Source organism: Kitasatospora sp. NPDC001225 (assembly GCF_053597855.1).
The window spans coordinates 34,839-57,514 of sequence record NZ_JBSFJC010000041.1; the positions used below are offsets into that span (position 1 = coordinate 34,839).

The 22,676-nt window shown below is 73.3% G+C and carries 20 protein-coding genes and 1 tRNA gene; 12 read left to right on the top strand and 9 right to left on the bottom strand.

Going from position 1 to position 22,676, the window contains the following annotated elements; genetic code table 11:
- The first annotated feature begins 115 nt into the window (after positions 1 to 115).
- From ACWDCZ_RS16785 to ACWDCZ_RS16795, 3 genes are all read left to right on the top strand, one after another.
- On the top strand, positions 116 to 559 hold the full coding sequence (locus ACWDCZ_RS16785; RefSeq protein ID WP_375874122.1) for a hypothetical protein: 444 nt from the start codon (positions 116 to 118) through the stop codon (positions 557 to 559).
- Between the two features lie 170 nt (positions 560 to 729).
- Complete coding sequence (locus ACWDCZ_RS16790) at positions 730 to 1,098, top strand: WhiB family transcriptional regulator (protein ID WP_369808359.1); 369 nt, start codon at positions 730 to 732, stop codon at positions 1,096 to 1,098.
- Entirely contained in the window at positions 1,095 to 1,493 is a 399-nt protein-coding gene (locus tag ACWDCZ_RS16795; protein ID WP_063780373.1) for a hypothetical protein, read from the top strand. The genes ACWDCZ_RS16790 and ACWDCZ_RS16795 overlap by 4 nt, the downstream gene beginning before the upstream one ends.
- 183 nt (positions 1,494 to 1,676) lie before the next feature.
- Here the strand turns inward: ACWDCZ_RS16795 and ACWDCZ_RS16800 are convergent, their stop codons facing one another.
- Positions 1,677 to 3,104, bottom strand: a complete 1,428-nt coding sequence (locus ACWDCZ_RS16800; protein WP_449816267.1) for an ABC1 kinase family protein — start codon at positions 3,102 to 3,104, stop codon at positions 1,677 to 1,679.
- An 821-nt stretch (positions 3,105 to 3,925) separates the two neighbouring features.
- Positions 3,926 to 4,981 (bottom strand): ThiF family adenylyltransferase, encoded by a 1,056-nt coding sequence (locus ACWDCZ_RS16805; protein WP_449816268.1) that lies wholly within the window; start codon positions 4,979 to 4,981, stop codon positions 3,926 to 3,928.
- Between the two features lie 255 nt (positions 4,982 to 5,236).
- Here ACWDCZ_RS16805 and ACWDCZ_RS16810 point away from each other — a divergent pair, with 255 nt between their 5' ends.
- On the top strand, positions 5,237 to 5,974 hold the full coding sequence (locus tag ACWDCZ_RS16810) for a M48 metallopeptidase family protein (protein WP_259316727.1): 738 nt from the start codon (positions 5,237 to 5,239) through the stop codon (positions 5,972 to 5,974).
- Positions 5,975 to 6,109: 135 nt separating this feature from the next.
- Here the strand turns inward: ACWDCZ_RS16810 and ACWDCZ_RS16815 are convergent, their stop codons facing one another.
- Together ACWDCZ_RS16815 and ACWDCZ_RS16820 are read right to left on the bottom strand one after the other, a co-directional pair.
- Positions 6,110 to 6,709 (bottom strand): NUDIX hydrolase, encoded by a 600-nt coding sequence (locus ACWDCZ_RS16815; protein ID WP_049660410.1) that lies wholly within the window; start codon positions 6,707 to 6,709, stop codon positions 6,110 to 6,112.
- Positions 6,706 to 8,229 (bottom strand): zinc-dependent metalloprotease, encoded by a 1,524-nt coding sequence (locus tag ACWDCZ_RS16820; RefSeq protein WP_074001562.1) that lies wholly within the window; start codon positions 8,227 to 8,229, stop codon positions 6,706 to 6,708. The genes ACWDCZ_RS16815 and ACWDCZ_RS16820 overlap by 4 nt, the downstream gene beginning before the upstream one ends.
- 198 nt (positions 8,230 to 8,427) lie before the next feature.
- Here ACWDCZ_RS16820 and ACWDCZ_RS16825 point away from each other — a divergent pair, with 198 nt between their 5' ends.
- The 4 genes from ACWDCZ_RS16825 (at position 8,428) to ACWDCZ_RS16840 (ending at position 11,813) form a co-directional block, all read left to right on the top strand.
- Positions 8,428 to 9,588 (top strand): NAD-dependent epimerase/dehydratase family protein, encoded by a 1,161-nt coding sequence (locus tag ACWDCZ_RS16825; protein ID WP_107086545.1) that lies wholly within the window; start codon positions 8,428 to 8,430, stop codon positions 9,586 to 9,588.
- 173 nt (positions 9,589 to 9,761) lie between these two features.
- The gene (locus ACWDCZ_RS16830) at positions 9,762 to 10,202 is read left to right on the top strand and encodes a molybdenum cofactor biosynthesis protein MoaE (protein ID WP_259316728.1); all 441 of its coding nucleotides are present in this window, start codon (positions 9,762 to 9,764) and stop codon (positions 10,200 to 10,202) included.
- Positions 10,203 to 10,487: 285 nt separating this feature from the next.
- Complete coding sequence (locus ACWDCZ_RS16835; RefSeq protein ID WP_234348548.1) at positions 10,488 to 10,661, top strand: hypothetical protein; 174 nt, start codon at positions 10,488 to 10,490, stop codon at positions 10,659 to 10,661.
- Positions 10,662 to 10,703: 42 nt separating this feature from the next.
- Positions 10,704 to 11,813 carry a YlbL family protein gene (locus tag ACWDCZ_RS16840; protein ID WP_049655905.1) on the top strand — a complete coding sequence of 370 codons (1,110 nt, stop codon included), beginning with the start codon at positions 10,704 to 10,706 and terminating at the stop codon, positions 11,811 to 11,813.
- 128 nt (positions 11,814 to 11,941) lie between these two features.
- On the opposite strand, the gene ACWDCZ_RS16845 is transcribed toward ACWDCZ_RS16840, so the two are convergent.
- Complete coding sequence (locus ACWDCZ_RS16845) at positions 11,942 to 12,514, bottom strand: PPA1309 family protein (protein WP_449816269.1); 573 nt, start codon at positions 12,512 to 12,514, stop codon at positions 11,942 to 11,944.
- 234 nt (positions 12,515 to 12,748) lie between these two features.
- Here ACWDCZ_RS16845 and ACWDCZ_RS16850 point away from each other — a divergent pair, with 234 nt between their 5' ends.
- The 3 genes from ACWDCZ_RS16850 (at position 12,749) to ACWDCZ_RS16860 (ending at position 18,214) form a co-directional block, all read left to right on the top strand.
- Positions 12,749 to 15,709 carry a UPF0182 family membrane protein gene (locus tag ACWDCZ_RS16850; RefSeq protein ID WP_074001563.1) on the top strand — a complete coding sequence of 987 codons (2,961 nt, stop codon included), beginning with the start codon at positions 12,749 to 12,751 and terminating at the stop codon, positions 15,707 to 15,709.
- Positions 15,710 to 15,785: 76 nt separating this feature from the next.
- Positions 15,786 to 15,859 (top strand) — tRNA-Met (locus tag ACWDCZ_RS16855).
- A 378-nt stretch (positions 15,860 to 16,237) separates the two neighbouring features.
- Complete coding sequence (locus ACWDCZ_RS16860; RefSeq protein ID WP_449816270.1) at positions 16,238 to 18,214, top strand: sel1 repeat family protein; 1,977 nt, start codon at positions 16,238 to 16,240, stop codon at positions 18,212 to 18,214.
- 49 nt (positions 18,215 to 18,263) lie between these two features.
- Here the strand turns inward: ACWDCZ_RS16860 and ACWDCZ_RS16865 are convergent, their stop codons facing one another.
- The gene (locus tag ACWDCZ_RS16865; RefSeq protein WP_049655052.1) at positions 18,264 to 18,677 is read right to left on the bottom strand and encodes a Fur family transcriptional regulator; all 414 of its coding nucleotides are present in this window, start codon (positions 18,675 to 18,677) and stop codon (positions 18,264 to 18,266) included.
- Positions 18,678 to 18,781: 104 nt separating this feature from the next.
- On the opposite strand from ACWDCZ_RS16865, the gene ACWDCZ_RS16870 reads away from it, so the two are divergent.
- Positions 18,782 to 20,257: a catalase gene (locus tag ACWDCZ_RS16870; protein WP_074001396.1), complete on the top strand. Its 1,476-nt coding sequence runs from the start codon at positions 18,782 to 18,784 to the stop codon at positions 20,255 to 20,257.
- A 90-nt stretch (positions 20,258 to 20,347) separates the two neighbouring features.
- Here the strand turns inward: ACWDCZ_RS16870 and hisN are convergent, their stop codons facing one another.
- The 3 genes from hisN to rsgA all read right to left on the bottom strand — a co-directional run bounded on the left by hisN (position 20,348) and on the right by rsgA (position 22,674).
- On the bottom strand, positions 20,348 to 21,145 hold the full coding sequence (gene hisN, locus ACWDCZ_RS16875) for a histidinol-phosphatase (protein WP_049655055.1): 798 nt from the start codon (positions 21,143 to 21,145) through the stop codon (positions 20,348 to 20,350).
- An 18-nt stretch (positions 21,146 to 21,163) separates the two neighbouring features.
- Entirely contained in the window at positions 21,164 to 21,487 is a 324-nt protein-coding gene (locus ACWDCZ_RS16880) for a DMT family transporter (protein ID WP_074001397.1), read from the bottom strand.
- A 134-nt stretch (positions 21,488 to 21,621) separates the two neighbouring features.
- The gene (gene rsgA, locus ACWDCZ_RS16885) at positions 21,622 to 22,674 is read right to left on the bottom strand and encodes a ribosome small subunit-dependent GTPase A (protein ID WP_049655059.1); all 1,053 of its coding nucleotides are present in this window, start codon (positions 22,672 to 22,674) and stop codon (positions 21,622 to 21,624) included.
- Between the last annotated feature and the right edge of the window lie 2 nt (positions 22,675 to 22,676).

A 22,676-nucleotide genomic window follows, 5' to 3' on the forward strand; every position in this document is an offset into this window, starting at 1 on the left:
CTGTGCCGATGCCCCTCGCCCGAGAGCTTTACCGAGACAGACATCCGAACATTCGGAGCCAGGGAGACCAGGCTCCGCGAGACGCCGAGAGGAGGCGAAGACAGTGGGAAACATCATGATCACCAAAATGACTGGCCAGACCGTTGTCGCTGCCTCCCTGCGTGCCGCCCGTCTGCGGGCGCTCGCCGAGCTCGGTGGAACCGGTCTGGGTCTCGACACCACCGGTGTCTCCGCTCCCGTTGTCAGTGGTCTTGGACACACTGATCTGTGCCTCACGGGCGGCAGGAGCTTCGAAGGCACCTTTGTCGAGACCGGTCTGTCCCGTGACTGGGCGTCGTTCGGTACGTCGTGCTCCCTGCGCGACGAGCGACCGACCCAGGCACCGAAGGCAGCAGTAGCCGCCGCCATGCATGGCGGCTATGCGCAGGTCGTCGGTGCCGGAAACGCCCAGAAGCAGAACGAGCAGCAGATTAACCAGGCCATGGCCGCCTTCACGGGCGCCGAGGCCATCCGGATGCAGGCCTTCCGCGGCCCTGAACCCTGGAGAGAACGAACCTGAGCCAGCCTCAGGTCGGCACCTCCAGGGCCGCGGAACCCGTCACACCGGGATCCGCGGCCCTTCTGTTTTGTCCGGTACGCAAGACCACCCAGGCCCTCCGGGGCCTCCGGCCCAGCACCACCAGTCACCTGGGCCGGAACCACTGAGAAAAGACGAGGAAGACGCCCACAGTGTCCACGGTCATCACACCGCCCACCCCGTCCGTACCGCCGACAAGCCAGATCACCAAGGCCGACCAGGCCGACCCCCCGGAGGTTCCTTCCATGCAGCTCAGCTCGATCGAGCAGGCCGAGTCCCTCGGTCTCCCCATCCCCTGCCGCGCCTTCGACCCCGAGGTCTTCTTCGCGGAGACGCCGGCCGACGTCGAGTACGCGAAGTCGCTCTGCGGCACCTGCCCGGTGAAGGAGGCCTGCCTGGCCGGCGCCCTGGAGCGGCGCGAGCCGTGGGGCGTCTGGGGTGGCGAGCTGTTCGTCCAGGGCGTCGTGGTGGCGCGCAAGCGTCCCCGTGGCCGTCCGCGCAAGACCGAGGTCATGGCATGAACCCCGCCCACGAGGCCAGGGTCGTCCGCCGGGGAGAGCAGCCCCCGCTGGACAGCGCCCTCCGTCGATCCGTGCGGATCGCCGCCGCCAAGGCCGACGCCGCAGCCCGCATCACGTCCCCGAGCAAGCACCACGAGCAGGACCACGACATGAACCCCGCCGCCGTCGATCCCACCGCCCGCGCCGAGCAGGCCACCGAACGTCAGACCCAGAACAGGATCCTCGAGATGCAACTCCTCCACGAATCCCTGGCCCGTGCCCATATGCAAGACAGGCTGCACGAGGCCGAGAACCAACGGCTCGTCAGCCGGGTCGCCCGGGCCCGCAAGCTCAGGCAGCGGGCCGAGCGGGCCTCGATGCGCGCCCGCAAGGCGCTCGCCGTCGCGCTGATGTAGCGCTGATGCAGCGCTGATGCAGGGTCCCGCCGGCCCGGAGGGCCCGTCCTCGACAGGCCCCCGCCGGCTCCGGTCCACGGCCGGCCGCCGGTTCGCCGTCGGACCTTGAACCACCCCCGTCGTGCCGCAGGCCGCTCCCCGTCGTCGGGGGAGCGGCCTGCGGCCGTTGTCGCGGTGTGGGGGTCAGTCCTTGCGGACCCGGGCGGGTTCGGCGGTCCTGGCGGGCTTCACGGGCTTCGTGGGGGTGGCGGGGTTGGCGGGTTCCGCGCGCTCTGCCGACGGCCGCCCGGCGAAATCGGGCAGCCACTCCAGCATCTCCGCGCGGAACGGCGCCTTGGCGCCCAGCTGGCAGAGCACCCCGATGGTGCTCAGCGTCACCCGGTGGATCAGCAGGTACGCGGGCGGCAGGTTCAGCTGCTTGCCCAGGTTGTAGGCGGGCGAGCGCGGGTCGGCGATCCGGGCCGCCTGGGCCCGCATCCAGGTCCGGGTGAAGTGGAAGTTCTCCACTGCGGCCGGCTCGATGATCGGCAGCAGGTAGTCCAGCACCGCGTCCGGGTCCAGCCGGACCGAGGGCTTCACGAAGCCCTCCTCGCGCAGCATCCGGAGCACGCCCGCCGCGTCCCCGGCCAGCGCCATCCGCAGCGAGGCCCCGATCGGGGCCGGCAGCCCGCCGGGCAGCCGGTCCACCGTGCCGAAGTCCAGCACGCCCAGCCGCCAGCCCGACACCGGGCCGTCGTCCTTCAGCAGCCGGAAGTTGCCCGGGTGCGGGTCCGCGTGCAGCAGGCCGGTCCGGGACGGGCCGGCGAACAGGAACCGGGCCAGCAGCTGCCCGGCACGGTCGCGCTCCTCCTGGGTGCCGCCCGCGATCACCTCGGCCAGCGGGGTGCCGCCCATCCACTCGGTGACCAGCACCTGGTCGGCCTGGGCCACCACGCCCGGCACCACGATGTCCGGGTCGTCCGTGAACTCCTCGGCGTGGCGTCGCTGGGCCTGCGCCTCCAGCTCGTAGTCCAGCTCCTCCGAGACGCGCTCGCGCAGCTCGGTGATCAGCGGCTTGATGTCCAGCCCGGGGATCAGCGGGCCCAGCAGCCAGGCCACCCGGCTCAGCTGCGAGAGGTCCGCGAGCAGCGCGTCCCCCGCGCCCGGGTACTGCACCTTGACGGCGACCGTGCGGCCGTCGTGCCAGACCGCCTTGTGCACCTGGCCGATCGAGGCGGCGGCCGCGGGCCGGTCGTCGAACTCCCGGAACAGCCCGCGCCAGTCGTCACCGAGCCGCTGGGCGAGCGCGGTGTGCACCTTGGCGGCGGGCATCGGGGGAGCGGCGTCCTGGAGCTTGGTGAGCGCCGCCCGGTACGGCCCGGCGACCTCCTCGGGCAGCGCGGCCTCGAAGACGGACAGCACCTGCCCGAACTTCATCGCCCCGCCCTTGAGTTCGCCGAGGACCTTGAACAGCTGGTCCGCGGTGGCCTGTTGGAGCTCGGCGGTGACCACCTCGGCGGAGCGGCCGCCGATCCGCCTGCCCAGGCCGAGCGTGGCGCGACCGGCTATCCCCAGCGGCAGGGCGGCGAGCCGTGCCGTGCGGGTCACTGCCTTGCGCGGAAGATCGCTCACCCCGGGCCTCCATTCCCTGGCCCCCCGGTTCCGGACGGCCGACCATCTCTACGCCATTGTGCCCGCTCCCTGCTGCGTGCCCCTCGGAATTCCGTGGGGCGGGGCGGAGAGTGGCCTCCCTTTGCGGGGAGTTGGGCGGCTTGGTCCGGGGAGGGCGGGGGGTGGGGGCAGGTGGTTGCTGCGCAGGAAGTCGGCTCGGCGACTCTGCTGGCGAAGTCGATTTGCCGGGTATGTCGCAGCGAGCACTTCGTGACAAAACAGCTGGAAGCACCCATCCCGTGGTCTCATATGGTGAGACAAACCTGTCGCAATACCACAGAACCAGCCCTCGACTTTGCCAGCAGAGTCGCTCGGCCGACTTCCTGCGCGGAGTTGTGATGCTGCTCGCTTCTCTCTTCCCCGGGGCCCCTCCCCCCTCCCCCCTCCCCCCACCCCGCCCACCGCCCACCACCCACCACCCACCACCCACCGCACCCACAGCCCACCCACCACCCACCCACCCGCCTCGTACCCCGAGCGGTGGCGCCCCGTCCTCTCTGCCGGTCCGTGCCCGTGCCCGTGCCCGGTCCGTGCCCGTGCCCGTGCCGTGCCATGGCCTGTGCCTTGCCCGGGGCAGGGCACAGGCCTTGGGAGGCCTCGCACCCGCCCGTGGGGCTTGTCGGCCCCGGCCGGGGGTTCGTCGGGACGGTGGGCCCACCCGGCCATCGGCTCGTACGGCCGGGTGGGTGCCCGTGGTCCCGTGGGGAGGCCGGAGGCTGCCGAGCCGTGCAGCCGCCGGGCCTGCTCCCATCAGACTCGTTCTTCTTCTCCTCCTCCGTTCCTCACCCCGGGTGCCCGCGCAGCCGCAGGCGCCGTGGCATGCCGTCCCCGGCCGAGACCTCGCACCAGCCGTCCACGCTCGGTGGGCGCCCGCCGTCCAGGAACACCTGGATGTGCAGGGCCGCCAGGCCGGCGACCGCCGTCGCGAGCGCCGTGTCGCAGGCCGGGGTACGGGCCCGGCCGGGCCCTCCGTCGGCCAGCTGGGCCAGGACCCTCGGCCAGGCGGCGTCCTCGTCCTCCCGCCGCAGCACCAGGCAGTGCCCGCAGGCCGACATCCCGGGGATCACCAGCGGTCCGATGACGCCGAACTCCTCGACCACGCCCACGTAGAGGTGCGGCACCCCGGCCCGCAGCAGCAGCCGGGCCTCGTACGTCCCGCCCGCGAAGGCGGCACTGCCGTCCCGGGGCGCGAGGACCACGAAGTCCGGTGGTGGGTCCCCGGGCCGGCGGCGGGGCACGGGCGCCGGTGGCCGCCCCGCCGCGCGCTGCACGGCCTCCCGGGCCGCCGTCGAGCGCAGCCGGCCGACGTCCCCGGGCGACAGCCCGGCGGGGGAGCAGTCGCCGGGTTTCACCCGGCCGGTGTCCGCGACCGTGACCGTGCCGGTGCCGCCCGCCGCGAGCACCGCCGCCACGGCGGCGCCGACCCGGCCCGCGCCGCGCACTTCGATCCGCGCGTCGGCCCGGCGGCCCAGGACCGCCGGTGCGGCGCCTGGCCCGGAGTGGACCAGGGAGAGCGAGGCGAGGTCCGGTTCGAGCAGGTCCCGCTGCTGTGCGGGGAAGCGGGCCAGCGCGCGGCGGCCGGCCTCCGCGTCGTCCAGCAGGCCGGTCTCCTCCAGGCCGGTGAGCAGGGTGTCGGCCGGTTCGCGGCCGAGCCCGATGCGTTCTCCCTCGTTCAGGAGCTCCGGTCGGTCGCGCGTCCCGTCGAGCAGCGCGAGGAAGTCGCAGAGGGTCTTGTCGGCGTTGCCGAGCACCCCGGCGAACCGGGTGACGGTGCCGAACTGCAGGGTCTCCGAGTCCCGCCAGCTGCGGGACAGCGCGGGCTTGAGGGCGAGGCGCACGACGATCTTCCTTCCGATCGTTTCCGGACGGCTGACCGCAGCTTGCCCCATCACGCCGATGTCGTGCGCAGAGTTATCCACAGGTCTGTGCTTATGATCACGCCATCCGTTCGCACGCCCTGTGGATAACTGGCCATCCTCCCCGAGGTCGCTTTCCGGACACCCCCCGTCGACTTTTCGTTCCCGATCGCTCCATGAAAGATTCCGGCCATGGCAGCGGACTTCTGTCCGTGGTACCGGGTAACGTCGTGTGCCATGGCAGCCGAGCGGGACTCCCATCCACCGGCGTCGCGTCGGCGTGCCCCCGCAGCGTCCGGGTCGCAGGTCGCGGCGCCGAACACGCGCGGGCGCCCGGACCAGCGGCAGCAGCCGGGGCCGGCCCCGTCGCAGCCGCCGCCCGCCGGTGCCACGGCCCCCGAGGCGCACGACCGCAGCCGGGTCGAGGTGCGCCGCAGCGCCCGCCGCAGCCGTACCGTCTCCGCCTACCGCGAGGGCGACCGCACCATCGTGCTGATCCCGGCCCGGATGTCGCACGCCGAGGAGCAGCGCTGGGTCGCGCAGATGCTGGAGAAGCTCGCCGCCCAGGAGTCCCGGCGGATCCCCGGGGACGAGGCCCTGATGGCCCGGGCCCGCGAGCTGTCGGCCTCCTATCTGGACGACCGCGCCCGGCCCAGCCAGGTCCGCTGGGTCACCAACCAGAACTCCCGCTGGGGCTCCTGCACCCCCAGCGAGGGGACGATCCGCCTCTCCCACCGTCTTCAGGGCATGCCGGAGTACGTGCTGGACTACGTGCTGCTGCACGAGCTGGCGCACCTGCTGGTGCCGGACCACGGCCCGGCGTTCTGGGCCCTGCTGGAGGCCTACCCGCGGACCGAGCGGGCCCGCGGCTACCTGGAGGGCGTGGTCTCCGCGGCCCGGCTGCCGCACATCCCCGGCGCCCGGCACGCCGCCCCGGGCCCGACCGGGCCCGATCAGGCGGCCTCCTGCGACTGACGCCGCGGCGGAGCGGGAGTCGCGGTGGTGTCAGGGCCGGGGCAGCGCGGGAGCCACGGGCGGGCCGTCCGACCGTAGGAACGACGGAAGGGGGCGCGGGCCGATGTGGCCCGCGCCCCCTTCCGGTGTCGCACCTCAGCCGGTCAGCTGCCGTGCCCGGGCCACCAGGTCGCGCACCGAGTGGTCGGTGAGCTCCGGCAGCCGGTCGTAGTCGAACCAGCGCAGGTCCAGCGACTCCTCGCTGATCAGCGCCTGGGCGCCGGCCGGGGCCAGCGCGATGTACTGGACGTCCAGGTGGGTGTTCTCCGGCCGGTCCTTGCCGGCGCAGCGCACCAGGTGCCGGTCCAGCTTGGCCGGCACCGGGGTGCCGCCGCTCTCCAGCAGCACCAGGTCGGGGATGCCGGACTCCTCGACGGCCTCGCGCAGCGCGGCCGAGGCGAGGTCGCGGTCGCCGGGCTCGCAGTGCCCGCCCATCTGGAGCCACATGCCGACCTTGGGGTGCAGGGTCAGCAGCACCCGCCCGGCGGCCGGGTCGACGACCGCCGCGCTCGCGGTGATGTGCGCGGGCAGGCAGGAGCGGTACAGGCCGTCGGGCCGCGCGGCGAGGTGCTCCAGGTAGTCGAGCCGCAGCCGCTCCTGGTCCTGGTCGGCGGGCCGCCACCCGCTCAGCGCGCGGACGGCGTCCGCGTGCAGGCCGGAGGAGGTCTCGGTGGCGGGCGTCTCGGTGGCCGTCATGCGGTGGGCTCGCCCTTCCCGTCGGTGCCGTCCTCGTCGGTCTTCGGCTGCTCGTCCTTCTTGGTGAGGTCGGGCTTGCCGGCCGCGGCCTCGCCGAGCAACTTGTCGAGCGCGTCGAAGTCGATGCCGCCCTCCAGGTCGTCGGCGGAGCCCCGGTGGACGAAGGCGTCCGGGTCGTCCAGGTCGGCGGCGGTGGGCAGCATGTCCGGGTGCTCCCAGAGCGCGTCGCGGCCCTCGATGCCGCGGGCGTCGGCGAGCAGCGCCCAGAGCCGGGAGGCGTCGCGCAGCCGGCGCGGGCGCAGCTCCAGGCCGACCAGGGTGGCGAAGGTCTGCTCGGCGGGCCCGCCGGCCGCGCGGCGGCGGCGGACGGTCTCGCGCAGCGCGCCGGACTGCGGCAGGTGCGGCTCGGCGGCGGCGTGCACGACGGCGTCGACCCAGCCCTCGACCAGCGCGAGCGCCGTCTCCAGGCGGGCGAGCGCGGCCTTCTGCTCGGGGGTGTCCTCGGGCTGGAGCAGGCCGCCGGCCAGCGCCTCCTGGAGCGCCTCCGGGTTGGTGGGGTCGAGCTGGCCGACCAGCTCCTCCATCCGGGAGGTGTCGACCTTGATGCCGCGCGCGTAGGCCTCGACGGCGCCCAGCAGGTGGGCCCGCAGCCACGGCACGTGGGCGAAGAGCCGCTGGTGGGCGGCCTCGCGCAGGGCGAGGTAGAGCCGGACCTCGTCGGCGGGCACGCTCAGGCCCTCGCCGAACTCGGCGACGTTCTGCGGCAGCAGCGCGGCCTTGCCGGCCGGGGCGAGCGGCAGGCCGATGTCGGCGGAGCCAACCACCTCGCCGGCGAGCGCGCCGAGCGCCTGGCCGATCTGGGTGCCGAACATGGCGCCGCCCATCGAGCGCATCACGCCCATCAGCGGGCCGGCCATGGCCTGCATCTCCTCGGGCAGGACGCCGCCCATGGCGTTGCCGACCCGCTCGGCGACCGGGTCCACCAGGTCCTTCCAGACCGGGAGGGTGGCCTCGATCCACTCGGCGCGGCTCCAGGCGACGGCGGTGCCGGCGCCGGAGGGGAACTCGGTGGAGCCGTCGAGCCACAGGTCGGCCAGGCGGACGGCCTCGGCGACGGCGGAGCGCTCGGCCGCGCTGACCGAGCGGTCCTTGCTCTTGCCCTCGGCGGGCTCGGCGACGACGGTCTGGCGGGCGATGTTCGTGGCGAGGTCCCAGTTCACCGGGCCGCCCTCGAAGGAGAGCATCTGGCCGAGCTGCTGGAAGGCGGCGCCGAGGTCGCCCGGGTTCATGCCGCCGAACATCGCGGCGAAGGGGTTGTCGGCACCGGCGCCGCCGGGGCCGCCCGGGGCGCCGGGCATGCCGAAGAGCGCGCCGAAGGGGTTGCCGCTCCCGAAGCCGAACGGCTGCGGGCCGCTGTCGGACTGCTCCTGGTCCTTCTTCTTCTGCGCGTCGTCGGGCTTGGCCTTGCCGTCCTCGGGCTCCTCTGGCGGAACGCCGAATCCGAAGGGAAGGTCGCTCACGGGGTCCTCGATCCGGTCGGCCGTCATGCGGGTGTGGCGGGAAAGTCTGCGCCCGGGGCGGCGGCGGAGTGGGGGACTCGGGGCGGCTCCCGCGCGGCAGGCCCGCGCCGGGTGCACCACCGGGCCTTCGCCTCGGGCAGGATGGACGTACGTGACACACGTCCGTACGCACATAAAGCTAACCGTGGAGGATGGCCGGTGAGTTCCCCGCCCTCGGACGTTCGCTCTGGGCTGACCGGAGGAGAGACCGGAGGAGAGGACGCGTCGGACACCACGGCGTCGCCGCCTCCAGCCTACGGCGGACGGCCGCTGACCGTGGCGGTCACGGGCGCCGCGGGGGTGCTGGGCGAGCGGGTCGCCGCCCGGCTGGTGGCCTCGCCGCACGTGCGGAAGGTCCTCGCGGTGGACGACCGGCGCGGCGACGTGCCGGGCGTGCAGTGGCGGGTCCTCGACGTGCGCGACCCGGCGGTGGCCGAGCGGCTGGCCGGGGTCGACGTGGTGGTGCACCTGGCGATGGACTTCGGCATGGAGTCCGACGCCCGGGCCCGCAGCGCCTACAACGTGCGCGGCGCCCAGACGGTGCTGACCGCGGCCGCGGCCGCCGGGGTGCACCGCGTGGTGCTGTGCACCTCGGCGATGGTCTACGGCGCGCTGGCCGACAACGAGGTGCCGCTGGCCGAGGACTCCGAGCTGCGGGCCACGGAGGAGGCCTCGCTGGTCGGGGACCTGCTGGAGATCGAGCGGCTGGCCCGCCGGGCGCCGCGCGCCCACCCGGGCCTGCAGGTGACGGTGCTGCGCCCGGCCGTGGTGGTGGGCCCCGGCGTGGACACCGTGCTGACCCGGCACTTCGAGGCGCCCCGGCTGCTGGTGGTGGCCGGCTCCCGGCCGTGCTGGCAGTTCTGCCACGTGGACGACCTGGCGGCGGCGCTGGAGTACGCGGCGCTGGGCCTGGTCGAGGGCGAGGTGACGGTCGGCTGCGACGGCTGGCTGGAGCAGGAGGACGTGGAGCGGCTGTCCGGGATCCGGCGGATGGAGCTGCCGGCCTCGCTGGCGCTCGGTACGGCCGCGCGGCTGCACCGGCTGGGCCTGACCCCGGCCCCGGCCGGGGACCTGGCGTACACGATGTACCCGTGGGTGGTGTCCGGCAGCCGGCTGCACGAGGCGGGCTGGCGCCCGGCGCACACCAATGAGCAGGTGCTGGCCGAGCTGCTGGAGCAGGTGTCCGGCAAGCACGCGGTGGCCGGGCGCCGGCTGGGCGGCAAGGAGGCGGCGACCAGCCTGGGGGCGGCCGGGGCGACGGTGGCGCTGGTCGGTACGGCGGCGCTGGTGCGCCGGGCCCGCAAGCGGCGGCGGTTCTGAGCGGCCGGTCCCGAGCGGCCGGTCCTGAGCGCCGGTTCCGATCGGCCGGTGCCGGACGGCGGGGCCCGGCCGGCGGGCGGTGCTCTCCCGCGATTTCTCACGATGCGAAATTCCGGAACCGCGGTGCGGAAAGCACTTGCCCCGGAGCGTCCCGGATGGGGAATCATGGGGTCATGTCCGACAACCACGACCCCATCCGCCTGCTCGCCATCCGCGACACCCCGCTCTCGCTGGACGAGGTGTACGAGGCGGTCGGCGACGACGCGGCCGGCGGCACCACCGTCTTCGTCGGGACGGTCCGGGACCACGACGGCGGCAAGTCGGTCTCCGCGCTGGAGTACAGCTGCCACCCCACCGCCGAGCAGGAGCTGCGCCGGGTCGCCGAGAAGGTGGCCGCGGACTTCCCGGTCCGGGCGCTGGCCGCGGTCCACCGGGTGGGCCGGCTGGAGATCACCGACAAGGCCGTGATCGTCGCCGTCTCCTGCGCCCACCGCGGCGAGGCCTTCGCGGCCGCCCGCCGGCTGATCGACGACCTCAAGCACGAGGTGCCGATCTGGAAGCACCAGGTCTTCTCCGACGGCGCGGAGGAGTGGGTCGGCGCCGGCAACTGCTGAGGCCGGCCCGGGCGCGACGGAACCGGACCGGACGGCACGGCACGGAACCGGACGCGAGGGCACCGAGCCGGTCGGAACCGAACGGCACACCTCGCGCGTCCGTCGGGTCAGGCGCGCCGCGGTCTCACTCCAACGGGTCCGTGCCGGCGCTCCGGATACTCCCTGGAAGTGAGCCGATCGGCCGTCCCGTAACCCGGACGGCGCCGGCCGCGTTGTCCGCCGGAGTGGTTAATCTGCTCATAGACACGACGAGCTGGGAGTGCTGGTATGGGTGTGCTCGCCTGGTTGATCATTCCGGTTGTCGCCGTCCTGGTCGCCGCCCTCTGGGCGGGGTGGGCCCAGCGGGCCCCGCGGGCCACCGGCGATCCGGCCTCACTCGCCGAACACCGGCGCTTCATGGCCGCGATGGAACGCACCACCGCGGGCGCCGCCGCCCCGGGTGAGGGCTCCGGCCGGTAGCCCGGCGGGCGCCGCTTCAGGCACGTCCCGTACTGTCGAGGCATGCCACGCCGCTCCGCGACGATGCTCGCTGCCACCCTGCTGCTCATAGCGCTGCTCTGCGTCTCGGTGCTGATGAAGGTGCCGTACACGGAGATGAGCCCGGGGCCGACGTACAACACGCTCGGCAACCAGGGCGGCAAGCCGGTGATCAGCATCAGCGGGCACGAGTCGTACCCGACGACCGGGCACCTCAACATGACCACCGTCCAGGTCACCGGGGCCAAGTACGAGCCCAGCCTGGTCAACGCGGTGGTCGGCTGGCTGCGGGACGACGTGCTGGTGGTGCCGCACGACAACGTCTACCCCAAGGGGCAGTCGGACGCGGACGCCAAGAAGCAGAACGCCGAGGAGTTCGCCTCCTCCGAGGACAGCGCCCGCACCGCGGCGCTCAAGCAGCTGGGCGTGCCGGTCGGCAGCGAGCTGATCGTGAAGTCGGTCACCGCGGGCGCCCCGGCCGAGGGCCGGCTGCACGCGGGCGACCAGATCGTGGCCGTGGACGGCGTCCCGGCCGGCTCGGTCGAGCAGGTGGTCGCGGCGGTCACCAAGCACAAGCCGGGCGAGTCGGCGGTCTTCACCGTCGTGCCGCGGGTCAAGGACGCGAACGGCGTCGCCACGGCGGGCGGGAAGACCGACGTCACCGTCCCGACCGTCCGGGCCAAGGACCTCGACCCGAAGGCCCCCGCCGAGCGGGCGGAGCTCGCGGTGGTGGGCATCGGCACCGGGATCCGGCACACCTACCCGTTCCAGATCGACATCGGGCTGCAGGACGTCGGCGGCCCGAGCGCCGGGCTGATGTTCTCGCTCGGCATCATCGACAAGCTCACCCCGGGCGGCGACCTCACCGGCGGCAAGTTCGTGGCCGGCACCGGGACCATCGACGACGACGGCAAGGTCGGGCCGATCGGCGGCATCTCGATGAAGCTGATCGCCGCCCGGGACGCCGGGGCCGAGTACTTCTTCACCCCGTCCTCGAACTGCGCCGAGGCGACCAAGAACGTCCCGTCCGGGCTGACCCTGATCAAGACGGACACGCTGGACAGCGCGCTGAAGTCGCTGGAGCAGGTCCGCTCCGGGCAGACCTCCGCGCTGCCGTCCTGCGCCGCCAAGTAGCGGCCGGGCAGTCGCCGAGCAGCGGCCGGGTAGTCACCGGGCAGCCGCCGGGCAGCGGTCGGGCCGTCGGCACGGGGCCTGCCGGGCAGCCGCCGGGGCGGCCGCCCGGGAACGTCGGCGGGAAGGCGTCAGGCGAAGGTCGCCAGCAGCGCGTCGGTCAGGCCGGGCACCAGGTCGGGGCCGGTCAGCACCTCGCGGGCGACGTCCTTGGAGCGCAGCCGCAGCGCGATCTCCTTCTTGCCGCCGCGGAGCACCGCGGCGGTGATCCGCACCTCCTCGCGCTTGGGGTGGTTGGCCACCCACTCGGCGAGCTGGGCGTCGGAGGCGCCGCGCGGGCGGGACTGCTCGGCGCCCGGGGGCAGCATCAGGCGCTCGACGACCAGGGCGCAGCCGGCCACGGAGTCGGGCCAGGCGATGGTGCCGAGGAACTTGTCGAGCTCCATGCCGGCCGGCAGCTCGTCCTGCTCGATCGGGGTCAGGCCGGGCTCGTCGCCGTCGGCGAGGCCGAGCTGCTTGGCGATCTTCGGGTTGGCCTTGCTCAGGGCGGCGCTGTCCACCAGGGCGAACAGCCGGGCCGGGAGGTCCCAGCCGAGGGTGGAGGCGTACTCGTCGATCTCCAGCGCGGCCCGGGTCAGCGGGGTGGCGGCCGGGAGCTTGGAGACGTCGTCGGGGGAGTTGTTCAGATCAGACGCGTCGGACATGCCTCAATCCTCACACGCCGGGCGGGGCGCGCTCGCCGGAAGGCCGCCGGGGGCGGTCGGGGGGTCGTCGCGGGCCGTCGGGAGGGCCGGGGGAGCCGTGGCGGGGACGGCCGGCGGCGGGCGGCCGTCGTAACCGTCTGCTAACGGTGGGAACTCGGCCAAAGCCTGGTTAAGTTGCTCTGACGACCGACCCCATTCAGACGACACAGCCGAGGTGCCACCGTGGTCTTCCAGATGCCCGAACGCTCAGGGCCGGGTTTCCGGCGCAGGGTAGGCCCGCCCTCCCGGCGGGCGCGGGTGGCCCTGCTGACCCTGGGCGTGCTCGCGGTGCTCTTCCTGCTGTTCGTCATGTTCGCGGGCTTCTGGACGGACTGGCTGTGGTTCAGGTCGGTCCACTTCTCCTCGGTGTTCACCACCCAGCTGTGGACGAAGATCGGCCTGTTCGGGGTGTTCGGCCTGCTGATGGCGGTGATCGTCGGCTTCAACATCTGGCTGGCGCACCGGCTGCGGCCGCCGCTGTCGGCGATGTCGGTGGAGCAGCAGAGCCTGGACCGCTACCGGTCGGGCCTGGCGCCGTTCAAGCGCTGGGCGCTGATCGGGGTCTCGCTGGTGATCGGCCTGGTGGCCGGCGCCGCGGCCTCGGGCCAGTGGCGGACCTGGCTGATGTGGACGAACTCGACCTCCTTCGGTGAGAAGGACTCGCAGTTCGGCATGGACGTCTCGTTCTACGCCTTCGACCTGCCGTTCTACGAGTTCGTGCTGGGCTTCGCGTTCAGCGCGGTGATCGTCTCGCTGCTGACCTCGGCGCTGGTGCACTACCTGTACGGCGGGCTGCGGCTGCAGGGCCCGGGGCGCCGGGCGAGCGCGGGCGCGCAGGGGCACCTGGCGGTGCTGCTGGGCGTGTTCGTGCTGCTGAAGGCCGTCGCGTACTGGCTGGACCGGTACGCGCTGGCGGTGAAGACCGGCTCGTACAAGGGCGTCTCGGGCTGGACGGGCCTGCGCTACGTGGACGCCAACGCGTTCCTGCCGGCCAAGACCATCCTGTTCTTCGTCGCGATCATCTGCGCGGTGCTGTTCTTCCTGACCCCGATCCGCCGCACCTGGGCCCCGGCCCTGATCGGCCTGGGGCTGATGGTGCTGTCGGCGGTGCTGATCGGCGGGCTGTACCCGGCGATCGTGCAGCAGTTCCAGGTCAAGCCGAACGAGCAGGCCAAGGAGACGCCGTACATCCAGAAGAACATCGACGCCACCCGCCAGGCGTACGGGATCGCGGACGCGCAGACCACCCAGTACACCCCGCAGGGCACGACCAACGCCGACGCGCTCAAGCCGGACGCGCAGACCATCGCGGACATCCGGCTGCTGGACCCGAACGTCGTCTCGCCGGCGTTCCAGTCGCTGGAGCAGCAGCGCAACTACTACGCCTTCCCGAACACGCTGGACGTGGACCGCTACGGCACCGGGCAGGACAAGCAGGACAGCGTGATCGGCCTGCGCGAGCTCGACCTCAACGGCGTGCAGCGCAACTGGATCAACGACCACTTCAAGTACACCCACGGCTACGGCGCGGTGGTCGCCAAGGGCAACCAGGTCGACGACAAGGGCCAGCCGGTGTTCACCGAGTCGGGCCTGCCGGCCACCGGCACGCTGGGCGACTACCAGCAGCGGATCTACTACGGCGAGAAGACCACCACGTACTCGATCGTCGGCGGCGCCAACAAGGAGATCGACTACACCGATCCCAAGACCGGCCAGAACGCCGAGTACACCTACTCCGGCGGCAGCGGCGTCTCGCTGGACAACCCGCTGACCCGGGCCGCGTACGCGGTGCGCTTCACGGAGCCGCAGATCCTCTACGCGGGGGCCATCACCGACGGCGCCAAGGTCATCTACAACCGCACGCCGAAGGAGCGGGTGGAGAAGGTCGCGCCGTGGCTGTCGATCGACGCCGACCCGTACCCGGTGGTGCAGGACGGCCGCGTGGTCTGGGTGCTGGACGGCTACACCACCTCGGACGGCTTCCCGTTCTCCTCGAAGACGACGCTGGGCGCCGCCACCAAGGACTCGCTGACCAACCAGCGCGGTGAGCTGCTGACCGCCGCCAACCAGGTCAACTACATCCGCAACTCGGTCAAGGCCACGGTGGACGCCTACACCGGCGAGGTGAAGCTCTACCAGTGGGACGACAAGGACCCGGTCCTGAAGACCTGGATGAAGGCCTTCCCGGGCACCGTCGAGCCGAAGGCGGACATCCCGCAGACGCTGCTGCCGCACCTGCGCTACCCGCAGGACATGTTCAAGGTGCAGCGCGACCTGCTCGGCCAGTACCACGTCACCGACGCCAACTCCTTCTTCAACGGCAGTGACATCTGGCAGGTCCCGGTGGACCCGAGCAGCGACACCAAGCAGGTCCAGCCGCCGTACTACGTGACGGTGCGGATGCCGGACACGAACACCGCGAACTTCTCGCTCACCAGCACCTTCGTGCCCAACCAGCGGCCCAACCTGGCGGCCTTCATGGCCGTCAACGCGGACCCGGGGGACGACTACGGGAAGATCCGCATCCTGAAGATGACGGGCGAGAGCGGCGCCCCCGGCCCCGGCCTGGTGCAGTCGAAGTTCAACTCCCGCCAGGAGGTGGCCAACCAGATCTTCGCCCTGAAGAGCGGCGGGGACGCCGAGCTGGAGTACGGCAACCTGCTGACCCTGCCGGTCGGCGGCGGGCTGCTCAACATCGAGCCGGTGTACGTGCGCGGTCGCGGTGCCAAGTACCCGACGATGCAGAAGGTCCTGGCGGTGTACGGGGACGACAACGTGGCGTTCGAGGACACCCTGGAGGCCGCGCTGAAGAAGGTGTTCGGCGGGGCGCCCCCGTCGACCACCCCGATCGTGCCGTCCACGCCGGGCACCGGGACCGCTCCGACCACCACCCCGACGGCGCCCGCGACGCCGGCGCCGGGCGGGACGATCTCGCCGGAGCTCCAGAAGGCGCTCTCGGACGCGGAGAAGGCGTACGGCGACAGCCAGACCGCGTTCAAGAACGGCGACTGGGTGGCCTACGGCAACGCCCAGAAGGCGCTCGGCGACGCCCTGAAGGCCGCGGAGGCGGCCCGCGGCGGCAGCCCGGCGCCGGCCCCGGCCGGCACTCCCGCCCCGGGCGCCACCGGCGGCGGATCGCCCAGCCCGCAGCCGTAGTCCGCGGAGGCGGCCGCTGAGCTGCGGTAACCGTTTTCCGTTCCACCCCGCGCCCGTGCTATGGTTTAACCACCGACGCGGGGTGGAGCAGCTCGGTAGCTCGCTGGGCTCATAACCCAGAGGTCGCAGGTTCAAATCCTGTCCCCGCTACAAAGGCCAGAGGCCCGGAGGATTCTTCCTCCGGGCCTCTGGTGTTTCCCGCGCCGCTCCCGGGCCGTTCTCGTCCGGAAGCGGCGGGAACCGCTCCGGTACTATCGACCGTCGCCAAGGAGGACGGCAGCGGGGTTTGTGGGGTTGACGTGTCGGGAAATCGACAAAGCGCCGAAGCAATTTCGTCGGCTTCGGGTCGGCCCCGCCGGAATTCGGCCGGGGCAGGTGTACGCGGGTACTGGGTGATGCGACGATGGGACACATGGGGGACGGTGCGCGGCCGCTGACCGGCCGTCGGGTCCGGCGCCTCCCCTGGGAGTCCCCCCGGACGCACGCCGGGGCACGATGCCGCGACACTCTGGGGGAGCGGGAGTCGGCATGAGGCTGATCGGCAAGTCAGGCGCCAGGTCCTCGGCGGCCGCCGAGGCGGACACCGACGCCTGGGCGGAGAGCGCCGAGCGCACGGCCAACCACCCCGGAGCCCTGCCCGCCCAGCGCACCAGCGGACTGTCCGAGCGCCCCCCGACCCAGGGCTACGGGCCCGACAGCCTCGTCCACGTGTCGACCCGTCAGTTCGCCGCCGCCGTCGGCGCGTACGGGGAGCAGCCCGGCGGGGAGCCGGGCGCCGGCGCCGCGATCGACCCGGCCGGCCTCGACTCGACCAGCTTCGAGACCGCCCTCGCCGCCCGCGAGTCCGCCGCGCTGGAGGCCCGCCACCGGCAGGCCGCCGACGGCGGCGACCCGGACGCCGCCTGCCGGCTCGGCACCCTGCTGCTGCGCCGCGGCGAACTGGAGGACGCCGAGCCCTACCTGCGCGCCGCCGCGGCCGCCGGGGTGCGCGCCGCCGCCAACAACCTCGGCGTGCTGCTGCACCAGCAGGGCCACCGCGCCGAGGCCGGGCAGTGGTGGCGCCAGGCCGCCGTGGCCGGCAGCGCGCCGGCCGCGCACGCGCTCGGGCTGCAACTGCGCGACCAGGGCGAGGAGGAGGCCGCCGAGTACTGGCTGCACTACGCCGCCGACCACGGCCACCCGCTGGGCGCCTACGCCCTGGGCGACCTGATGGAGCACCGGCGGGACGTGCGCGCCGAGCGCTGGTTCAAGGTCTCCGCCGACGCCGGGCACCGGGAGGCCTCCTACCGGCTGGCCCGGATGCGCGAGGCCGCCGGGGACAAGGAGACCGCCGAGACCTGGTACCGCACCGCCGCCGCCCGCAGCCACGCCCGCGCCGCGCTGCGCCTGGGCGTGCTGCTGGAGGAGCGGGCCCGCGCCGACCGGTCGCTGCTGGACGAGGCGGCCCGCTGGTACCGGCAGGCCGCGCAGAACGGGGAGCCGCGCGCGGCCTGCGCGCTGGGCTTCCTGCTGCGCGACTCCGGGGACCTGGCGGCCGCCGCCGAGTGGTGGCAGGAGGCCGCCGAGGCCGGGGACGGCAACGCCGCCAACGCGCTGGGGGCGCTGCACGCGAGCCGCGGCGAGGCCGCCGCGGCCGAGCGCTGGTACCGGGCCGCGCTGGACGCGGGCGACCAGAACGGCGCCTTCAACCTCGGCCTGCTCTGCGCCGGCACCGGTCGCGAGCAGCAGGCCGAGCAGTGGTACCGCCGGGCCGCGTACGCCGGGCACCGGGAGGCCTGCAACGCGCTGGCCGTGGTGCTGCTGCAGCGCGGCGACGAGTCCGGTGCCCAGCCCTGGTTCTCCAAGGCGGCCGAGGCCGGCAGCGTGGACGGGGCGTTCAACCTCGGCGTGCTGCACGCCGGGCGCGGCGAGCAGCAGCAGGCCCAGGAGTGGTACGCGCGGGCCGCGGCCGAGGGGCACGGCGAGGCGGCCCTGCAGCTCGCGGTCGTCCAGGAGCAGCGCGGCAACCTGGGCGGGGCGCTGGAGCGCTACCGGCAGGCGGCGGCCGGCGGCTCGGCCGAGGGCGCGTTCCGGCTGGCCTCGCTGCTGGACCGGCGCGGGGACGCGGACGCCGAGGCCGAGCACTGGTACGCGCTGGCGGCCTACGCCGGGCACCGCCGGGCGCAGGTGCGGATGGGTGTGCGGGCGGCCGAGCGCGGGGCGCTGGAGATCGCCGAGAGCTGGTACCGGCGGGCCGCCGAGGCGGGCAGCCGCAGTGCCGCGTTCAACCTGGGGCTGCTGCTGGCCCGGCAGGACAGCGAGGCCGAGGCGATGCTCTGGTACACCCGGGCCGCCGACGCCGGGCACGGCCGGGCGGCGCTGCGCCTGGCGCTGCTGGCGCTGCGCCGCGGGGAGCCGATGCAGGCGGAGAACTGGTGCCGGCGGGCGATCGACTCCGGGCCGGCCGAGGTGGCGGAGCGGGCCGGGCGGCTGCTGGGCGCGCTGAACGCGGAGTTGAGCGCGTAGCCGGACGCCGGGCAACCGGACGGTCGGGCTGCTGCGGGCAACCGGCGGGCTAGGGGCGGCAGTTCGGGCACAGGCCGCGGTAGGTGACCTCGGCGGCGGTGACGGTGAAGCCGAAGCGCTCGGCGGCGGGGAGGGCGGCGAGCGGGTCGCCCTGCGGCTGGACGTCGCGGATCGCGCCGCAGCCCGAGCAGATCAGGTGCTGGTGGGCGCGGTGGGCGTTGGGGTCGTAGCGCTTGGCGCGGCCGTCGGCGGCGACCTCCAGGACCTCGCCGAGGGCGACGAGTTCGCCGAGCGTGTTGTAGACGGTGGCGCGGCTGATCTCCGGCAGTCGGGTCGTCGCGCGGGCGTGCACCTCGTCCGCGGTGAGGTGGACGTGTTCGCCGTCCAGGACCTCGGCCACGACCCGGCGCTGCGAGGTCAGCCGCCAGCCTCTCGCGCGCAGTCTCTCCAGCAGGTCGCTCATGCCCTCCAGAGTAGGTCACCCTCCGAGATTGGTTCCAGTATTGACTTGGACAAAGTCCAAGTTAGGATCGTGTCATCACGACCGGATACCGCGGAGGCACTCCCATGACGACCCAGGACGAGCTGCGCCCGACCCTGACCACGGAGGCGGGTGCCCCCGTCGCCGACAACCAGAACACCGAGACGGCGGGCCCCGGGGGCCCGGCGCTCATCCAGGACCAGCTGCTGTTCGAGAAGCTCGCGCACTTCAACCGCGAGCGGATCCCGGAGCGCGTGGTGCACGCCCGCGGCGCCGGCGCGTACGGCACCTTCACCGTGACCGCCGACCTGACGCCCTGGACCCGGGCGGCGTTCCTCTCCGAGGTCGGCAAGCAGACCGAGACGTTCCTGCGCTTCTCCACGGTGGCGGGCAACCTCGGCGCGGCCGACGCGGTGCGCGACCCGCGCGGCTTCGCGCTGAAGTTCTACACCGAGGAGGGCAACTACGACCTCGTCGGCAACAACACCCCGGTGTTCTTCATCAAGGACGCCATCAAGTTCCCCGACTTCATCCACACCCAGAAGCGCGACCCGTACACCGGCTCGCAGGAGGCGGACAACGTCTGGGACTTCTGGGGCCTGTCGCCCGAGGCCACCCACCAGGTGACCTGGCTGTTCGGCGACCGCGGCATCCCGGCCTCGTACCGGCACATGAACGGCTACGGCTCGCACACCTACCAGTGGCAGAACGAGGCCGGCGAGCACTTCTGGGTCAAGTACCACTTCAAGACCGACCAGGGCATCCGCAACCTCACCCAGGCCGAGGCCAACACCCTCGCCGGCGAGGACCCGGACAGCCACCAGCGAGACCTGCGCGAGTCGATCGAGCGCGGCGAGTTCCCCAGCTGGACGGTGCAGGTCCAGATCATGCCGGCGGCCGACGCGGCGAACTACCGCTTCAACCCCTTCGACCTGACCAAGGTCTGGCCGCACGCCGACTACCCGCCGATCGAGATCGGGAAGCTGGAGCTCAACCGCAACCCCGACAACGTCTTCGCCGAGGTCGAGCAGTCGGTCTTCTCCCCGGCGCACTTCGTGCCCGGCATCGGCCCGTCCCCGGACAAGATGCTCCAGGGCCGCCTGTTCGCGTACGCCGACGCCCACCGCTACCGGGTCGGCATCAACGCCGACCACCTGCCGGTGAACCGTCCGCACGCCACCGAGGCCCGCACCAACAGCCGGGACGGCTACCTGTACGACGGCCGCCACGGCCGGCAGAAGAACTACGAGCCGAACAGCTTCGGCGGCCCGGTGCAGACCGGCCGTCCGCTGTGGGCCGCGACCGCCGTCGACGGCCTCACCGGCAACCACGTCGCGCCCTCGCACGCCGAGGACGACGACTTCGTGCAGGCCGGCGACCTCTACCGGCTGTTCTCCGAGGAGGAGAAGCAGCGCCTGGTCGCCAACCTGGCGGGCTTCATCGCCAAGGTCTCGGCCGACCGCGAGGACATCGTGGAGCGGGCGGTCGACAACTTCCGCAAGGCCGACGCCGACTTCGGGCAGCGGCTGGACGCGGCGGTCCGGGAGCTGCGCAAGCAGTAGCCCCGCGCACCCGGGCGAGAACGGCGGGCCCCGGTGACCTGCTCCCACAGGTCACCGGGGCCCGCGCACGCCTCGGCCCGAGGATCCGGCTCAGACGCCCAGCCGGCGCAGGGCCTCCTCGTGCAGCAGGCCGTTGGAGGCGACGGCGTCGGCGCCGCCGGGGCCGGGGACGCCGTCCAGACCGGTGAAGCGGCCGCCGGCCTCCTCGACGATGATGCAGTTGGCCGCCATGTCCCACAGCGACAGCTCGGGCTCGGCGGCGATGTCGACGGCGCCCTCGGCGACCATCATGTAGGACCAGAAGTCGCCGTAGGCGCGGGTGCGCCAGCAGGCGCGGGTGAGGTCCAGGAACGGGTCGAGGCGCCCGCGCTCCTCCCAGCCGGTGAGCGAGGAGTAGGAGAAGGAGGCGTCCTCGATCCGGGAGACGCCGGAGACGTGCAGCCGGGAGGCCTTGGCCAGGCTGCGGCCGCCGAACGCCCCGAGGCCCTTGGCCGCCCACCAGCGGCGCTGGAGCGCGGGGGCGGAGACCATGCCGACCACCGGGCGCTCGACGCCGTCCGGGCCGTCCTCCAGCAGGGCGATCAGGGTGGCCCAGACCGGGACGCCGCGGATGTAGTTCTTGGTGCCGTCGATCGGGTCGATCACCCAGCGGCGCGGGCCCGAGCCCTGGAGGCCGAACTCCTCGCCGAGGACGGCGTCGCGCGGGCGGGCGCGCTGGAGCACGCTCCGCACCAGCTCCTCGGCGGCCTTGTCGGCGTCGCTCACCGGGGTGAGGTCGGGCTTGGTCTCGACCTTCAGGTCGAGGGCGCGGAAGCGCTCCAGGGTGACCGAGTCGGCCGAGTCGGCGAGGACATGGGCGAGTCGGAGGTCGTCGTGGTAATCGGCCATGCCCGAAACCCTAGCCGCTCAGTGGGCCGTGCCGCTGAGCTGGAGGCCGATGACGCCGGCGATCACCAGCGAGATCGAGACCAGCTTGAGGACCGAACTGGTCTCGTCCAGGAAGACCATGCCGTAGATCGCGGTGCCAGCCGCGCCGATGCCCGTCCACACCGCGTAGGCGGGGCCGACCGGCAGGGTCTTCAGCGAGAGGGTGAGCAGGCCGAAGCTGCCGAGGGCGAACACGCAGAAGCTGATGGTGGGCCAGAGCCTGGTGAAACCCTCGCTGAGCTTGAGGTTGATCGCGAAGCCGGTCTCCAGCAGGCCGGCCAGGACCACCAGGGCCCATGCCATCGCGTGCCCTCCCTGTCGATCGAAGGTCGGACCGGGTACGGTCCGACCTTCCTATGATCGCCAGGTGAGCCCGCTCCGACACCTCGAACGGGCCACCGGCGCCGAACCCGAGGACGGGCCCGGCGCCGCCGGGCTCAGTCGAGCTCGCCCTCCTTGCTGGCCAGCAGCCGGCGCAGCGAGTAGAGCCGGGCGGCCTCGGCGTGGCCCTCGGCGACCCAGGCGTCCAGCGCGCAGTCCGGCTCGTCGTGGCTGCACGCGCGCGGGCAGTCGACGGTGCCGGGCTCCAGGTCGGGGAAGGCGAGGATGACCCGGGACGGGTCGATGTGCGAGAGGCCGAAGGAGCGGAAGCCGGGCGTGTCGATCACCCAGCCGGGGTTCAGCGCCTTCTTCGAGCCCGGCTTGGCGCCGGGCGGCGGGGGCAGCCGCAGCGCCAGGGCGGAGACGGTGGTGTGCCGGCCGCGGCCGGTCACCGCGTTGACGCGCCCGGTCTGCCGCTGGCGGTCCGGGACGAGCGCGTTGACCAGGGTGGTCTTGCCGACGCCCGAATGGCCGATGAACACCGTGGACAGCCCGCGCAGGTGCTCGCGGACGGCCTCGGCGCCGGTGGTCTCCAGCTCGTCGCGGCGGGTGACCACATACGTGATGCCCAGCGGGGCGTACGAGTCCAGCAGCGTCGAGGCCGGCGCGAGGTCGGACTTGGTGAGCACCAGCAGCGGCTCCATGCCCGCGTCGTAGGCCGCCACCAGGCAGCGGTCGATCAGCCGGGGGCGCGGCTCCGGGTCGGCCAGGGCGGTGACGATCGCCAGCTGCTGGGCGTTGGCGACCACGATCCGCTCGTACGGGTCGTCGTCGTCCGCCGTGCGCCGCAGCACCGAGCCGCGCTCCTCGACCCGGACGATCCGGGCCAGGGTGTCGGCGTCCCCGGAGAGGTCCCCGACCAGGTTGACCATGTCGCCGACGACGACGCCCTTGCGGCCCAGCTCGCGGGCCTTCATGGCGACGACCTCGCGCTCCTGCTTCGTCCCCGGGTCGACCAGGCAGGTGACCCGGCCGCGGTCGACGGTCAGCACCATCGCCTCGGCGGCGTCCTCGTGCTTGGGCCGGATCCGGGTCCGCGGCCGGGACCCCCGGCGGGCGGGGCGGTTGCGGATGTCGTCCTCGTCGGCGTCCTTGCCGTAGCGGCGCATGT